General features: G+C 72.0%; 11 protein-coding genes. 9 read left to right on the top strand and 2 right to left on the bottom strand.

The annotated features are described in order from the left end of the window. Positions 1–73 precede the first annotated feature (73 nt). Positions 74–1,279, top strand: a complete 1,206-nt coding sequence (ftsY, locus tag ACIP5K_RS28760) for a signal recognition particle-docking protein FtsY (RefSeq protein ID WP_401414141.1) — start codon at positions 74–76, stop codon at positions 1,277–1,279. A 105-nt stretch (positions 1,280–1,384) separates the two neighbouring features. Here the strand turns inward: ftsY and ACIP5K_RS28755 are convergent, their stop codons facing one another. Continuing rightward, positions 1,385–2,053 (bottom strand): bifunctional DNA primase/polymerase, encoded by a 669-nt coding sequence (locus tag ACIP5K_RS28755; protein ID WP_401414139.1) that lies wholly within the window; start codon positions 2,051–2,053, stop codon positions 1,385–1,387. A 510-nt stretch (positions 2,054–2,563) separates the two neighbouring features. On the opposite strand from ACIP5K_RS28755, the gene ACIP5K_RS28750 reads away from it, so the two are divergent. From ACIP5K_RS28750 to ftsH, 6 genes are all read left to right on the top strand, one after another. Further along, on the top strand, positions 2,564–4,081 hold the full coding sequence (locus ACIP5K_RS28750; protein ID WP_401414137.1) for a hypothetical protein: 1,518 nt from the start codon (positions 2,564–2,566) through the stop codon (positions 4,079–4,081). A gap of 307 nt (positions 4,082–4,388) precedes the next feature. Continuing rightward, positions 4,389–5,732, top strand: coding sequence for an ammonium transporter (locus ACIP5K_RS28745; RefSeq protein ID WP_401414135.1), 1,344 nt, complete (start codon positions 4,389–4,391; stop codon positions 5,730–5,732). Further along, complete coding sequence (locus ACIP5K_RS28740; protein WP_351450302.1) at positions 5,729–6,067, top strand: P-II family nitrogen regulator; 339 nt, start codon at positions 5,729–5,731, stop codon at positions 6,065–6,067. Before ACIP5K_RS28745 ends, ACIP5K_RS28740 begins: the two co-directional genes overlap by 4 nt. 35 nt (positions 6,068–6,102) lie before the next feature. Beyond that, positions 6,103–8,544, top strand: coding sequence for a [protein-PII] uridylyltransferase (locus ACIP5K_RS28735; protein ID WP_401414134.1), 2,442 nt, complete (start codon positions 6,103–6,105; stop codon positions 8,542–8,544). A gap of 249 nt (positions 8,545–8,793) precedes the next feature. Beyond that, complete coding sequence (ffh, locus tag ACIP5K_RS28730) at positions 8,794–10,353, top strand: signal recognition particle protein (RefSeq protein WP_401414132.1); 1,560 nt, start codon at positions 8,794–8,796, stop codon at positions 10,351–10,353. A 153-nt stretch (positions 10,354–10,506) separates the two neighbouring features. Beyond that, positions 10,507–12,450: an ATP-dependent zinc metalloprotease FtsH gene (gene ftsH, locus ACIP5K_RS28725; protein ID WP_401414130.1), complete on the top strand. Its 1,944-nt coding sequence runs from the start codon at positions 10,507–10,509 to the stop codon at positions 12,448–12,450. 14 nt (positions 12,451–12,464) lie between these two features. On the opposite strand, the gene ACIP5K_RS28720 is transcribed toward ftsH, so the two are convergent. Then, positions 12,465–13,325, bottom strand: coding sequence for an SAM-dependent methyltransferase (locus ACIP5K_RS28720; RefSeq protein WP_401414127.1), 861 nt, complete (start codon positions 13,323–13,325; stop codon positions 12,465–12,467). 260 nt (positions 13,326–13,585) lie between these two features. Here ACIP5K_RS28720 and proS point away from each other — a divergent pair, with 260 nt between their 5' ends. After that, on the top strand, positions 13,586–15,001 hold the full coding sequence (proS, locus tag ACIP5K_RS28715) for a proline--tRNA ligase (RefSeq protein ID WP_401414125.1): 1,416 nt from the start codon (positions 13,586–13,588) through the stop codon (positions 14,999–15,001). Positions 15,002–15,298: 297 nt separating this feature from the next. Further along, positions 15,299–15,895 (top strand): hypothetical protein, encoded by a 597-nt coding sequence (locus tag ACIP5K_RS28710; RefSeq protein ID WP_401414124.1) that lies wholly within the window; start codon positions 15,299–15,301, stop codon positions 15,893–15,895. Positions 15,896–15,952: the final 57 nt, after the last annotated feature.

Raw genomic sequence — 15,952 nt, 5'->3', positions numbered from 1 at the left:
AGAGCCCTTTGTCCTTTGGAGGAAGCGACGAGAACGGCTCCGCCCGGGGCTCATGACTGATACTGGACGGGTTATGGAAATCGTCATCCTTGCTGTAGTCATCGCCGTGGTCGTGATCGGCGCCGTCAGCGGGCTGGTGGTCAGCGGTCGCAAGAAGAAGCAGCTGCCGCCGCCGCCCCCGTCGGCCCCCGACATCACCGCCGCCCCGCCCGCCGAGCCGCACGTAGGCGACGAGGCAGAGACGCCGCGCGACGAAGCGCGGCGCACGATCGAGGAGGTCGACCTTCCGGTCACCGCGGAGCCCACGGCTCCCGTGGTGGTCGACGAGCCCGCCGCTCCCGAGATCGAGGTGCCGGAGCCGACCGCGGGCCGCCTGGTGCGGCTGCGCACCCGTCTCTCCCGCTCGCAGAACGCGCTGGGCAAGGGGCTCCTCACGCTCCTGTCGCGCGAGCACCTCGACGAGGACACCTGGGAGGAGATCGAGGACACCCTGCTCACCGCCGACGTCGGCGTGCAGCCCACCCAGGAGCTGGTCGAGAACCTGCGCGAGCGCGTGAAGGTCCTCGGCACCCGCACCCCCGAGGAGCTGCGCGGCCTGCTGCGCGAGGAGCTGCTGAAGCTGCTCGTACCCGAGTTCGACCGCACCGTGAAGACGGACTCGAACCTCGACACCCCCGGCATCGTGATGGTCGTCGGGGTCAACGGCACCGGTAAGACCACCACCACCGGCAAGCTCGCGCGGGTGCTCGTCGCCGACGGCAAAAGCGTCGTCCTGGGCGCCGCGGACACCTTCCGCGCCGCCGCCGCCGATCAGCTCCAGACCTGGGGCGAGCGCGTCGGCGCCCGCACCGTGCGCGGCCCCGAGGGCGGCGACCCGGCGTCCATCGCCTTCGACGCCGTGAAGGAGGGCATCGAGGAGGGCGCCGACGTCGTCCTGATCGACACCGCGGGCCGGCTGCACACCAAGACCGGCCTGATGGACGAGCTCGGCAAGGTCAAGCGCGTCGTCGAGAAGCACGCGCCGCTCGACGAGGTGCTGCTGGTGCTCGACGCGACGACGGGGCAGAACGGACTGGTCCAGGCCCGCGTCTTCGCCGAGGTCGTCGACATCAGCGGCATCGTGCTGACCAAGCTCGACGGCACGGCCAAGGGCGGCATCGTCATCGCCGTCCAGCGCGAGCTGGGCGTGCCGGTCAAGCTGATCGGCCTGGGCGAGGGCCCCGACGACCTGGCGCCCTTCGAGGCCGAGGCGTTCGTGGACGCGCTGATCGGGGAGTAACCGATTCGGCGTCGCCGGCTCGGACGGTGCGGGGAACTGCGAGGAGCGGTTCCCCGCACTTCTGTCTGCGCGGGGGGCTGGTCGGGTCGGGCGCGCGGGCGTCGGTCAGGCGCAGGGCCAGCGGTGGGCCGCGTACGCCAGCGCCCCCAGCAGCAGCCGCGCCTGCGGCGGCTGCGTCGCCGTGTCCAGGGACGGGGCGCGCAGCCATGTCGCGGCCCCCAGGCCCGCGCGGTCGGACGGGGGAGCGGTGACGTGCGCGCCGGTGCCGAGCGCGCGCAGGTCGAGGGAGGCGCCGTCCCAGCCCATGCGGTAGAGCAGCGTCGGCAGTTCGGCGGCGGCGCCGGGGGCCACGAAGAAGTGCGCGCGGCCCTCGGGGGTGGCGATGACCGGGCCGAGGGGGACGCCCATGCGCTCCAGCCGGGTCAGGGCGCGCCGGCCCGCCGCCTCGGGCACGTCGAGGACGTCGAACGCGCGGCCGACGGGGAGCAGCACCGCGGCGCCGGGGAACTGCGCCCAGGCCGCGGTCACCTCGTCGAGGGTGGCGCCGGCCGGGACCAGGGCGGTCGGGTCGAGCGGGTGGGCGCCGGGGGCCGGGCAGTCCGCCTTGCCGCACGAGCAGACGCCGCTCAGGGCGCGGGCGCCGGGCACCACGTCCCAGCCCCAAAGCCCGGTGAACTCCGCCACCGTGGTGCGGTCGGAAGCGCGGCCGGTCGCGCGCCCCCGGCGCCGGGTGCCGGAACGCATCTCGCGCATGCCGCCGATCGTGAAGCCCATGCCCCCTCCAACAGGTTCCGCGCGCCAGTGGTTACGCAGTTGGTCACGTGATGCATACGGATGGTGACCCGATGTGCCCGCCGCGCGGTCCGGGCGACGCCGAACCGCTCCCGGGGGTGGTGCGCCGCGGGGTCACGCGCCCCGGCGCACCACGCTCCGCCCATCGGCGGCTGTCCTATGTCAAGTGAATCGCGTGCGGGCACAAGTGAGTTCATTCGAAGGGGTGGCGAATGGTGGCGTTTCGCTGTTCGCCCTCGCGAGAGGGGTGATCGTAGGATTACTTTGAGTACACGAACCCTCGGGATACGTGCACCGGTGGGTATGCCGCGGGCAAGCCGGATTCCCGTTCGAGGAGTGACAACTGCCGGACGGGAGGCTGTAGTTGACGGCATCCTGGGAGGGTCGGCCGACGAGGAGTGGCCGCCGGGCCACGACGCAGGGCGTCACGGACGGCTCGCACGACACGGATCGCTTGACGACAGAGATCGCTTGACGGCAGAGATCGCGACGATGGTTTCAGGGAATGGGGGCGTTCCAGTGGGCGGCAGCGGCGGCAGCGTGGCGAACGCGGAGAAGCGCCCGAACGAACTGCTCAATTCGTGGTTCCTGCGCAGCGGATGGTCGAAGGGCGAGCTGGCGCGCCAAGTCAACCGCCGGGCACGCCAGTTGGGGGCCAACCACATCTCGACCGATACCTCGCGCGTACGCCGCTGGCTCGACGGGGAGAACCCGCGCGAGCCGATCCCCAGAATCCTCAGCGAGCTGTTCTCCGAGCGCTTCGGTTGCGTCGTCGCCGTCGAGGACCTCGGCCTGCGCGCCGCGCACCAGGCCCCCTCGGTCTCCGGCGTCGACCTGCCGTGGACCGGTCCGCAGACCGTCGCGCTCATCGGTGAGTTCTCGCGCAGCGACCTGATGCTCGCGCGCCGCGGGTTCCTCGGCAGCTCGCTGGCGCTCGCCGCGGGCCCCGCGCTCATCGAGCCGATGCAGCGCTGGCTGGTGCCCACGCCGGGCGCCGGAGCGGGCCGCCCGGAGCCGGACGCGGCCACCTCCGCCGGCCACCGCCGGGCGAACCGGCTGTCGAAGCCGGAGCTGGACCTCCTGGAGTCCACCACCGTCATGTTCCGCCAGTGGGACGCCCAGTGCGGCGGCGGGCTGCGCCGCAAGGCGGTCGTCGGCCAGCTGCACGAGGTGACCGACCTCCTCCAGGAGCCGCAGCCCGACAGCACCACCAGACGCCTGTTCAAGGTCGCCGCCGAACTGGCCGAGCTGGCGGGCTGGATGAGCTACGACGTGGGGCTCCAGCCCACCGCCCAGAAGTACTTCGTCCTCGCCCTGCACGCCGCCAAAGAAGCGGGCGACAAGCCGCTGGGCTCGTACATCCTCAGCAGCATGAGCCGCCAGATGATCCATCTCGGCCGCCCCGACGACGCGCTGGAACTCATCCACCTCGCCCAGTACGGCAGCCGTGACTGCGCCAGTCCGCGCACCCAGGCCATGCTGTATGCGATGGAGGCCCGCGCCTACGCGAACATGGGACAGCCCGGCAAGTGCAAGCGCGCCGTCCGGATGGCCGAGGACACCTTCACCGACGCCGACGACTGGGACGAGCCGGACCCCGACTGGATCCGCTTCTTCTCGGCGGCCGAACTGCACGGCGAGAACAGCCACTCGTTCCGCGACCTGGCGTACGTCGCCGGGCGCAGCCCCGCCTACGCGTCGATGTCCGAGCCGCTGATGCGGCGCGCCGTCGACCTGTTCGGCCAGGACGCCGAGCACCAGCGGTCCTACGCGCTCAACCTGATCGGGATGGCCACCGTGCACCTCCTCCAGAAGGAGCCGGAACAGGCGACCGTGATGGCCAAGGAAGCGCTCGGCATCGCCCGCAAGGTGCGCTCCGAGCGGGTCAACACCCGTATCCGCAAGACCGTGGACACCGCGGTTCGCGACTTCGGCGATCTCGCCGAAGTCATCGACCTCACCGACCTGCTCGCCGTACAGCTGCCCGAGACCGCCGAGACGGCCGTCTGAGCGGCTCCGGAACTCCGGCCGCGACCGGCCCGCCACACAACAGCCCGACACGGTTCCCCCGCGCCAGGCCATCGGGGGCGGCGGTCGCGGCCGGTCCGTGTCCGCCCGGGAAATCGACCGGCAAACCCGTCATCCGGCAGTTCATGGACGCGTAACACCCAGGACCTCTTCGTCACTGCGGCGAAACATCGAGGGGCGCCCGCGGAAACCGCGCTGCGCCAATCTCATGGCTCATAACCGGCCCACCCCTCATGTGACCGCTCAGGCTTCGCCCGCACGGGGCCGTACCAACGACGAGGAGACGCCGATGGCACCAGCCGCCATCACGCTCGCCGCAGAGGCGCCCAAGCTCTCTGCCGCGAACACAGGCTTCATGCTGATCTGTTCCGCCCTGGTGATGCTCATGACGCCGGGCCTGGCCTTCTTCTACGGAGGCATGGTCCGGGTCAAGAGCACCCTGAACATGCTGATGATGAGCTTCATCAGCCTCGGGATCATCACGATCCTGTGGGTGCTGTACGGCTTCTCCATCGCGTTCGGCACGGACAAGGGGTCGCTCTTCGGCTGGGACGGCGACTACGTCGGCCTCAGCGGGATCGGGCTGACCCAGCTCTGGGACGGCTACACCATCCCGATCTACGTCTTCGCCGTCTTCCAGCTGATGTTCGCCATCATCACGCCCGCCCTGATAAGCGGTGCCCTGGCCGACCGCGTCAAGTTCACCGCCTGGTCGCTGTTCATCGCGCTGTGGGCCACGATCGTCTACTTCCCCGTCGCGCACTGGGTCTGGGGGACCGGCGGCTGGGCCTTCGACCTCGGGGTCATCGACTTCGCCGGCGGTACGGCCGTGCACATCAACGCCGGTGCCGCCGCGCTCGGCGTGATCCTGGTCATCGGCAAGCGGGTCGGCTTCAAGAAGGACCCGATGCGGCCGCACTCGCTGCCGTGGACGATGCTCGGCGCCGGTCTGCTGTGGTTCGGCTGGTTCGGGTTCAACGCCGGCTCGTGGCTCGGCAACGACGACGGCGTCGGCGCGCTGATGTTCGTCAACACGCAGGTCGCCACCGCCGCCGCGATGCTCGCCTGGCTGGTCTACGAGAAGCTGCGGCACGGCGCGTTCACCTCGCTCGGCGCCGCCTCCGGTGCCGTCGCCGGACTCGTCGCGATCACCCCGTCCGGTGGTGCGGTCTCCCCGCTCGGCGCGATCGCCGTCGGCGCCATCGCCGGTGTGCTGTGCGCCATGGCCGTGGGCCTCAAGTACAAGTTCGGCTACGACGACTCGCTCGACGTCGTCGGTGTCCACCTGGTCGGCGGCATCGCCGGCTCGCTCCTGATCGGCTTCTTCGCCACCGGCGGCGGCCAGTCCGACGCGCAGGGACTCTTCTACGGCGGCGGCCTCGCCCAGTTCTGGAAGCAGTGCGCCGGTGTCGGCGCCGTCCTCGCCTACTCGCTGATCGCCTCCGCCGTCCTCGCCTTCCTCATCGACAAGACCATCGGTATGCGGGTCAGCGAGGACGACGAGGTCACGGGCATCGACCAGACCGAGCACGCCGAGACCGCGTACGACTTCAGCGGAGCGGGCGGCGGCGCCGCGGCCCGCACGGCCGTGCCGTCCCCGGTGGCCCAGGTATCGAAGAAGGTGGACGCATGAAGCTCATCACCGCGGTCGTCAAGCCGCACCGGCTCGACGAGATCAAGGAGGCCCTCCAGGCCTTCGGCGTCCAGGGGCTGACCGTGACCGAGGCGAGCGGCTACGGCCGTCAGCGCGGCCACACCGAGGTCTACCGTGGGGCCGAGTACACCGTCGACCTGGTGCCCAAGATCAGGGTCGAGGTCCTCGTCGAGGACGACGACGCCGATCAGCTGATCGATGTCGTGGTGAAGGCGGCGCGGACCGGCAAGATCGGTGACGGCAAGGTCTGGGCGGTTCCCGTCGAGACGGCCGTGAGGGTCAGGACCGGCGAGCGCGGACCGGACGCGCTGTAGGAGCCGGACGCCGTGCAGAGGACTGGAGTCGCTGGGTGACGAGTGTGAACGACGTACGGACCGAAGCATCGGACGACCGACCCAGCGGCTACGCGGCGGCCCGGCTGCGTCTCCTCCAAGGAGGAGCGCGGTCCGGGCCGCCGCGCCGTTCGGCCCTGGCCGAGCTGACCGACGACTGGCTGACCGGACTGTTCGGCAAGGGCGTGCCGGGAACCGCCCTGGTGGCCGTCGGCGGCTACGGACGGGGAGAGCTCTCCCCGCGCAGCGACCTCGACCTGCTGCTGCTGCACGACGGCACCGCCGACTCCGGCGAGATCGCCGCCCTCGCCGACCGCGTCTGGTACCCGGTGTGGGACCTGGGGCTCGCCCTCGACCACTCGGTGCGCACCCCCGTCGAGGCGCGCAAGACCGCCGGCGACGACCTCAAGGTGCACCTGGGCCTGCTCGACGCCCGGCACCTCGCGGGCGACCTGGGCCTGACGGCGGGCCTGCGCACCGCGATCCTCGCCGACTGGCGCAACCAGGCGCCCAAGCGGCTCCCCGAACTGCGCGAGCTGTGCGAGGAGCGCGGCGAACGCCAGGGCGAGCTCCAGTTCCTCCTCGAACCCGACCTGAAGGAGGCCCGCGGCGGCCTGCGCGACGCGACGGCGCTGCGGGCGGTCGCCGCGTCCTGGCTGGCCGACGCCCCGCGCGAGGGGCTCGCCGACGCGCGGCGCCGCCTGCTCGACGTCCGGGACGCGCTGCACCTGGCCACCGGCCGCGCGACCGACCGGCTCGCCCTCCAGGAGCAGGACCAGGTCGCCGCCGAACTGGGCCTCCTCGACGCCGACACCCTGCTCCGCCAGGTCTACGAGGCCGCGCGCACCATCGCCTACGCGAGTGACGTCACCTGGCGCGAGGTCGGCCGGGTCCTCCAGTCGCGCTCCGTGCGGCCCCGGCTGCGCGCCATGCTCGGCGGGGCGAAGGCCGCGCCGGTCGAGCGCTCGCCGCTCGCCGAGGGCGTCGTCGAGATGGACGGCGAGGCCGTCCTCGCGCGGGCCGCCAAGCCCGAGCGCGATCCGGTCCTGCCGCTGCGCGCCGCCGCCGCGGCGGCCCAGGCCGGGCTGCCGCTGTCGCTGCACGCCGTGCGCCGGATGGCCGCCGCGGCCCGCCCGCTGCCCACCCCCTGGCCCGCCGAGGCCCGCGAACAGCTCGTCACGCTGCTCGGCGCCGGCCGCTCCACCGTCGACGTGTGGGAGGCGCTGGAGGCCGAAGGGCTCATCACCCGGCTGCTCCCCGACTGGGAGCGGGTGCGGTGCCGCCCGCAGCGCAACGCCGTGCACACCTGGACCGTCGACCGGCACCTCGTCGAGACGGCCGTGCGCGCGAGCGAGCTGACCCGCCGGGTCGGCCGCCCCGACCTGCTCCTCGTCGCGGCGCTGCTGCACGACATCGGCAAGGGATGGCCCGGCGACCACTCGGTCGCGGGCGAGATCATCACCCGCGACGTGGCCGCGCGGATCGGCTTCGACCGGGCCGACGTCGCCGTGCTCGCCTCGCTCGTCCGGCACCACCTGCTGCTCATCGAGACGGCGACCCGCAGGGACCTGGAGGACCCGGCGACCGTGCGGGCCGTCGCCGACGCGGTCGGTTCGGTCGGCACCCTCGAACTGCTGCACGCCCTGACCGAGGCGGACGCCCTCGCGACCGGCCCCGCCGCCTGGTCGTCCTGGCGCGGCTCCCTCGTCGCCGACCTCGTCAAGCGCGTCTCCGCGGTGCTGGCCGGGGACGAGCCCCCCGACCCGGACGCCGCCGACCCCACGGCCGAGCAGGAGCGGCTCGCGGTGGAGGCGTTCCGCACCGGCGGGCCCGTCCTCTCCCTGCGCGCGCAGACCGAGGCGGCGCCGGATCCGGCCGACGCGCCCGAGCCGCTGGGCGTGGAACTCCTGATCGCCGTACCGGACCAGCCGGGGGTCCTGCCCGCCGTGGCCGGGGTGCTCGCCATGCACCGGCTGACCGTGCGGACGGCCGAGCTGCGGTCGCTGTCGCTGCCCGAGGGCGTCGAGGGGGCCGTCCTGCTGCTGAACTGGCGGGTCGCCGCCGAGTACGGCTCCCTGCCGCAGGCCGCCCGGCTCCGCGCCGACCTCGTCCGGGCCCTCGACGGGTCCCTCGACGTCGTGTCCCGGCTCGCCGAGCGCGACGCCGCCTATCCGCGGCGCCGGGGCGTGGTGGCGCCGCCGGCCCGGGTCGCCGTGGCGTCGGCCGGCTCCCGGCTGGCGACGGTGATCGAGGTGCGGGCCCAGGACGCGCCGGGCCTGCTGTACCGCATCGGCCGGGCCCTGGAGGCATCCGGCGTCCAGACGCGCTCCGCCCATGTGTCGACGCTGGGGGCCAACGCGGTGGACGCGTTCTACGTCACCGGGGCCGACGGGGCGCCGCTGCCCGCCGGGGAAGCGGCGTCGGTGGCGAAGGCACTGGAGGGAGCGCTCCGGGCGTAGGACGCACGCCGTACGCCAATGCTCCCGCGCCTTCGGCGGAGCCGTTTCGCCCGCCCCCGGCAGGGCTCCGGGACCCTGAGCCGGTGCGCCGGGAGCGGGGCGCTCCGGCGCCCGCGGGGCCGGGCGGCGTGATCTGCGCGCCGTCGCCGGGTACTCGTACGACCGGGCCGCAGACCAAGCTGCCACGGCCCGATACCCTGGAGGGCGACCTGTCCCTACCGCCCACCGACCCGAGGATTCGCGACCGCCGTGTTCGACACTCTTTCCGATCGCCTCGCAGCGACATTCAAGAACCTCCGCGGCAAAGGCCGGCTGAGCGAAGCGGACATCGATGCCACGGCCCGCGAGATCCGTATCGCGCTGCTCGAGGCCGACGTCGCCCTGCCCGTCGTCCGTGCCTTCATCAAGCAGGTCAAGGAGCGGGCGGCCGGCGCCGAGGTCTCCCAGGCGCTGAACCCCGCGCAGCAGGTCATCAAGATCGTCAACGAGGAGCTCGTCGGCATCCTCGGCGGCGAGACCCGCCGGCTGCGCTTCGCCAAGACCGGCCCCACCGTGATCATGCTCGCGGGTCTCCAGGGCGCCGGTAAGACGACCCTCGCGGGCAAGCTGGGCCTCTGGCTCAAGTCCCAGGGCCACTCGCCGCTGCTGGTCGCCTGCGACCTCCAGCGCCCGAACGCCGTGAACCAGCTGAGCGTCGTCGCCGAGCGCGCCGGCGTCGGCATCTACGCCCCCCAGCCGGGCAACGGCGTGGGCGACCCCGTCCAGGTCGCCAAGGACTCCGTCGAGTACGCCAAGACCAAGGTCTTCGACGTGGTCATCGTCGACACCGCCGGCCGCCTCGGCATCGACCAGGAGCTGATGCGGCAGGCCGCGGACATCCGCGACGCCGTCAGCCCCGACGAGATCCTCTTCGTCGTCGACGCGATGATCGGTCAGGACGCGGTCAACACGGCCGAGGCGTTCCGCGACGGCGTCGGCTTCGACGGCGTGGTCCTCTCCAAGCTCGACGGTGACGCCCGCGGTGGTGCGGCGCTCTCCATCGCGCACGTCACCGGCCGCCAGATCATGTTCGCCTCGAACGGCGAGAAGCTGGACGACTTCGACGCGTTCCACCCGGACCGCATGGCGTCCCGCATCCTCGGCATGGGCGACATGCTCACGCTGATCGAGAAGGCCGAGCAGACCTTCTCGCAGCAAGAGGCCGAGAAGATGGCCTCCAAGCTGGCCTCCAAGAAGGGCCAGGACTTCACGCTCGACGACTTCCTGGCGCAGATGGAGCAGGTCAGGAAGATGGGCTCCATCTCCAAGCTGCTCGGCATGCTGCCCGGCATGGCGCAGATGAAGGACCAGATCAACAACCTCGACGAGCGCGACGTCGACCGCACCGCCGCCATCATCAAGTCGATGACCCCGGCCGAGCGCGCGGACGCCACGATCATCAACGGCTCGCGCCGCGCCCGTATCGCCCGGGGTTCCGGCGTCGAGGTCAGCGCGGTCAAGAACCTGGTCGAGCGGTTCTTCGAGGCCCGCAAGATGATGTCGCGCATGGCACAGGGCGGCGGCATGCCGGGGATGCCCGGGATGCCGGGCATGGGCGGCGGCGCCGGCCGCACGAAGAAGCAGCCGAAGAAGGCCAAGGGCAAGCAGCGCTCCGGCAACCCGATGAAGCGCAAGCAGCAGGAGCAGGACGAGGCCGCCCGTCGCGCGGCCGCCGCCGAGACCGGCGGCGCGCTCGGTCTGCCCGGCGCGGGCCAGCAGGGCGGCAAGGACTTCGAGCTCCCCGACGAGTTCAAGAAGTTCATGGGCTGACCTGCCCGTACGCGCGCGTGAAGGGCCCGGAACCGGATCGGTTCCGGGCCCTTCACGCTGCTCCTCCCCGGTGGCGGCCGGTCCTGATCTGTGCGCTGATGGGCCCAAGAACCAAGGATCAAGGACCAGGGCAGCCGGCAGGAGGGACCAGGCGTGGCGAACCCCGTACCCCCGCGCGATCGGACCGATCAGCCCTGGCGTTCGGAAGGCGCGCCGCCACCGCCCCCGCAACAACCGCCCAAGCGCAAGATGCCCGGCGGCTGGGGCGGCCTCATCCTGACGGCCCTGATCGTCTACCTCATCGCCAACCTCGTCCTGTCCTTCTTCAACCAGGGCGACGAGCCGACGATCTCGTACACCGAGTTCAGCAAGCAGGTCGCCGACGACAACGTCACCAAGATCTACGCCAAGGGCGACGCGATCCAGGGCCAGCTCAAGAAGGAGCAGCCCACCCCGGACGACAGCGACAGCCGCAGCGACAACTACACGAAGTTCACGACGCAGCGGCCCTCCTTCGCCGACGACGACCTCTGGGCCAACCTGGAGAAGCACGACGTCACGGTGACCGCCGAACCCGTGGTCCAGGAACGCAGCTTCCTGTCCAACCTGCTCATCTCCCTGGCGCCGATGCTGCTCCTCGTCGTCCTGTGGATCTTCATCGCGCGGCGGATGAGCCAGGGCATGGGCGGCGGCGCGGGCGGCATGCTCGGCCGCAAACAGCCGCCGAAACCGGTCGAGCTGGAACCCGGCAAGAAACGCACCACGTTCGACGACGTCGCCGGGATCGACGAGGTCGAGGGCGAGCTCAACGACGTCGTCGACTTCCTGAAGAACCCCGACGCGTACCGCGCCATGGGCGCCAAGATGCCGCGCGGCGTGCTCCTCGCGGGCCCGCCCGGAACCGGAAAGACGCTGCTCGCGCGCGCGGTCGCGGGGGAGGCGGGCGTCCCGTTCTTCTCGGCCTCCGCCTCCGAGTTCATCGAGATGATCGTCGGCGTCGGCGCCTCCCGCGTCCGGGAACTGTTCGCCGAGGCCCGCAAGGTCGCGCCCTCGATCATCTTCATCGACGAGATCGACACCATCGGCCGCGCGCGCGGCGGCGGCAGCGGCATGGGCGGCCACGACGAGCGCGAGCAGACCCTGAACCAGATCCTCACCGAGATGGACGGCTTCTCCGGCTCCGAGGGCGTCATCGTCATCGCCGCCACCAACCGCTCCGACGTCCTGGACCCGGCCCTGACCCGGCCGGGCCGCTTCGACCGCATCGTCAACGTCTCACCGCCCGACCGCGACGGCCGCGAGTCCATCCTCAAGATCCACACGCGGCAGATCCCGCTCGCCGACGACGTGGACCTCGCCCAGGTGGCCCGGACGACGCCCGGCATGACCGGCGCCGAACTCTCCAACCTCGCCAACGAGGCGGCCCTCCTCGCGGTCAAGCGCAAGCAGAAGCAGGTCACCCGCGGCGACCTCTCGGAGGCCCTGGAGAAGGTCCAGCTGGGCGCCGAACGGCCGCTGGTGATGCCCGAGGAGGAGCGCCGCCGCACCGCGTACCACGAGAGCGGCCACGCCCTGCTCGGCATGCTGCAACCCGGCGCCGACCCCGTCCGCAAGATCACGATCGTGCCGCGCGGCCGCGCCCTCGGCGTCACCCTGTCCACCCCCGACTCCGACAAGTACGCGTACACCGAGGAGTACCTGCGGGGCCGGATCATCGGCGCGCTCGGCGGTATGGCGGCCGAGCAGGTCGTCTATGGTGTCGTCACCACCGGCGCGGAGAACGACCTCGAACAGGTCACCAACATCGCCCGCGGCATGGTCGCCCGCTGGGGCATGAGCGAGAAGGTCGGCCGGCTCTCCGCACTGCCGAACGACGCCCAGCAGGCGTACGGCCTCGCCGCCGCCCCCGACACCCTGGACACGATCGACGGCGAGATGCGCCGCATCGTGGACGAGTGCTACGAGGAGGCGTGCCGCAAGCTGGTCGACCACCGCGACCAGCTGGACGCCCTGGCGGCGGCCCTCCTGGAGAACGAGACGCTGGACGAGGCCGACGCCTACCGGGTCGCCGGCGTCGCCCGGTTCACCAAGGACTGACCCGCCCGCACGCCTCAGGCGGTACGGGCGATCAGGTACCGGAAGACATTGGGCATCCACACCGTGCCGTCCTGACGCACGTACGGCTGGAGCGCCTCCGTCACCTCCTTGTCGACCTGCGTCGCGTCCGTCGCGCCCACGGCCGCGTCGAAAAGACCGGTGGACAGCAGCCCCTTGACGGCGCTCTCCGTGTTCGCGTAGCCGAACGGGCACGCCACCCGGCCGGAGCCGTCGGGCCGCAGTCCGGCCCGCTGCGCCACCTCCTCCAGGTCGTCACGGAGGGCGGGGCGCCAGCTGACCGCGGTGCGCAGCGGGTCGGCCAGCTTCGTCGCCACCCGCAGCACCGACGACGCGGCGCAGCGCTCCGGGGGACCCCAGCCGGCCAGGACGACGGCCGCGCCGCGCGCGGCGAGCGGCGCCGCGCTCCCCAGGACCGCCGACAGCCCGTCCGCGTCGTCCGCCGCGCAGCCGATCGGCTCGAACGCGGTGACGACGTCATACGGCTCGTCGCCGGGTGCCGCCACGGCGGTGGCGTCGGCGCCGTCCGTGAGCCGGGCCAGCGGGCCGCGCCGGCCCGCCCGCCCCTCGGGCCGCAGCCGCTCGCGGGCGAGCGCGAGCCGCTCGGGCTCGGCCGGCTCCACGCCGGTGACGGCCGCGCCGCGGGTCGCCGCCATGAGGAGGGCGAGCCCGGAACCGCAGCCGAGTGCGAGGACACGGGCGCCGGGGCCGACCTCGAGCCGCTGATACACCGCTTCGTAGAGCGGGACCAGCATGCGCTCCTGTATCTCCGCCCAGTCACGCGCGCGTGCGCACAGGTCCGCGCGCGGTACGGACTCCGCGTGGGATGGGTGCCGCTGCACGAGCGTAGGTGTCATGGAAAGTTCCCCAATTCGCCGAGAGATGCCGAGAGTTGTCGCCGATGCGTACGTTCCGTTGTCGCGCGCTGCTCGCACTCCCCCCGTACGCCAGAAAACTCCGCTTCGTCCGCCGCGTCTAGGGGGTGTCGGGCAGGCGTGGGAACAATGCGCGTGTGCTCCGTCGTGCGCCCCCCGGAGGTCATATGACGGGTGCACGCCGGGGCATACGGGCGAAAAGGATTCCCGTGCTCCGCAGCCCGCCCCGTAGCATGCGCGCCATGCCCAAAGCACCCGTTCTCACGCCCCAGGCGGAAGACTTCCCGCGCTGGTATCAAGACATCGTCGCCAAGGCCGAACTGGCGGACAACGGACCGGTGCGCGGCACGATGGTCATCCGACCGTACGGCTACGGCCTGTGGGAGCGGATGCAGCAGGACATGGACGCGCGCATCAAGGAGACCGGCACGCAGAACGCGTACTTCCCGCTCCTGATCCCGCAGTCCTACCTCACCAGGGAGGCCGACCACGTCGAGGGCTTCGCGCCCGAACTGGCCGTGGTCACGCACGGCGGCGGCAAGGAGCTGGAGGAGCCCGCCGTCGTCCGCCCCACCTCGGAGATGATCGTCAACGACTACTTCGCCAAGTGGATCCAGAGCTACCGCGACCTGCCCCTGCTCATCAACCAGTGGGCCAACGTGGTCCGCTGGGAGCTGCGGCCCCGCCTCTTCCTGCGGACGACGGAGTTCCTCTGGCAGGAGGGGCACACGGCGCACGCCACCTACGAGGAGGCGCGCGACTTCGCCGCCCGCATCCACCGGGACGTGTACGCCGACTTCATGGAGAACGTCCTCGCCATGGACGTCGTCCTGGGCCGCAAGACCCCGAAGGAGCGCTTCGCGGGCGCCGTCAACACCCTCACCCTCGAAGGGATGATGGGCGACGGCAAGGCCCTCCAGATGGGCACCAGCCACGAACTCGGCCAGAACTTCGCCAAGGCGTTCCACACGCAGTACCTCTCCAAGGAGGGCAGGCAGGAACTCGTCTGGCAGACCTCCTGGGGCTCGACGACCCGCATGATCGGCGCCCTGGTGATGATGCACGGCGACGACAGCGGTCTGCGCGTCCCGCCGCGCCTCGCGCCCACCCAGGTCGTCGTCCTCGCCGTCAAGGACGACCCGGCGGTGCTCGCGAAGGTGCGGGAGACCGGTGCCGCCCTCAGGGCGGCCGGCCTGCGCGTCCAGGTCGACGACCGCACGGACACCCCCTTCGGGCGCCGGGCCGTCGACTGGGAGCTGAAGGGCGTGCCGGTCCGCGTCGAGGTCGGCCCGCGCGACCTGGCGAACGGGACCGCGATGCTGGCCCGCCGCATCCCCGGCGGCAAGGAACCCGTCGCGATCGACGGGCTGGCCGCCCTCCTGCCCGGCGTCCTCGAAGCGGACCAGGCACTCCTGCTGCGGCAGTCGCGCGAGCGGCGCCTCTCCCGCACGAGCGACGTCGCCACGGTCGACGAGGCGGTCGAGGCGGCGAAGGCCGGCGGCTGGGCCCGCATCCCGTGGGCCACCCTGGGCGAGGCGGGCGAGGCGAAGCTCGCCGAGCACGCCGTGTCCGTCCGCTGCCTGCTCACCGAGGACGGGGCGGTGCCGGACGCGGACGACGCACCCGGTAACGTCGCGGTCGTGGCACGCGCCTACTAGGGCGCACCGGCCCGACCGGAGCGCGCACGCCTCCCGGGCGAGCGGGCCGCCGAGGGCCACCGGGCCCACTGCGGCCGAAACCGCACCTTGCGCAACCGGCGCCCGGCGCGTAGTTCCGCCTACGCGTCGGGGCGTACGTGACGCTACGCACCACCTTGGTGCGGGCTGTGCGTCTTCTCCGCAGATCAGCGCACCCGCCCTCGTCAGGACGCATCAGCGGCAACTGACTGGTACGTGCAAATTATTTGGGATGCCCCGGAATAGGAACACGGAGGCACCCCGGCTCGTTGTCACGACGTGAGCACGACACCACCTGTTCTCGCCGCAGAGCTGGCAGGGGCGTGGGCCGACATTCAGCGGCACCACCCCGAACTGCCGGATCTTGCCGCGCCCGAATCCCTGATCGGGGAGTCGTCGTCCGCCTGCGGACACGAACTCTCCTTCGAGCGACTGCTTCACGAGGCAGTCCACGGCATCGCAGCCGCGCGCGGAATCCGCGACACCTCACGCGCCGGCCGATACCACAACCGCAGATTCCTGGCCATCGCGGAGGAGCTGGGCCTCGACCACCCCGACGAACCGCATCCGAGCAGTGGTTTCTCGCTGGTCACACTCAACCCGGAGGCGAAGCAGCGTTACCGGCAGACGATCGAGCGGCTCCAGCGCGCCCTGAAGGCCCACACGGTGGCCACCGCCGCGGACACCAAGCGCAGCTTCCGCGGACCGGCCGCGCGGCACGGCTCCTCCGGGGGCGGCGTCCGCGTCAAGGCCGTCTGCGACTGCGGGCGCAACGTCCGGGTCGTACCGTCGGTGCTCGCCCAGGCGCCGATCGTGTGCGGCGGCTGCGGCAAGCCGTTCCGGATCCCGGAAGTGGTGGGCGCCGCCGCCGGATGACCTGCGGTTCCTCGCTCCTGGTGGGGCGGTGCGGGGCGGCCGTACTCCGGTGCGGCC

The sequence above is a fragment of the Streptomyces sp. NPDC088785 genome, assembly GCF_044750685.1.
Classification (GTDB): domain Bacteria; phylum Actinomycetota; class Actinomycetes; order Streptomycetales; family Streptomycetaceae; genus Streptomyces.
Note: the sequence above shows the minus strand (reverse complement) of the source record. Positions and strands in the feature narration are given on the sequence as shown.

Coding starts and splice junctions, on each gene's coding strand:
- ACIP5K_RS28720 (WP_401414127.1), bottom strand. CDS start 13,325: ATGACACCTACGCTCGTGCAGCGGCACCCATCCCACGCGGAGTCCGTA.
- ACIP5K_RS28740 (WP_351450302.1), top strand. CDS start 5,729: ATGAAGCTCATCACCGCGGTCGTCAAGCCGCACCGGCTCGACGAGATC.
- ACIP5K_RS28745 (WP_401414135.1), top strand. CDS start 4,389: ATGGCACCAGCCGCCATCACGCTCGCCGCAGAGGCGCCCAAGCTCTCT.
- ACIP5K_RS28755 (WP_401414139.1), bottom strand. CDS start 2,053: ATGGGCTTCACGATCGGCGGCATGCGCGAGATGCGTTCCGGCACCCGG.
- ftsY (WP_401414141.1), top strand. CDS start 74: ATGGAAATCGTCATCCTTGCTGTAGTCATCGCCGTGGTCGTGATCGGC.
- ACIP5K_RS28750 (WP_401414137.1), top strand. CDS start 2,564: ATGGTTTCAGGGAATGGGGGCGTTCCAGTGGGCGGCAGCGGCGGCAGC.
- proS (WP_401414125.1), top strand. CDS start 13,586: ATGCCCAAAGCACCCGTTCTCACGCCCCAGGCGGAAGACTTCCCGCGC.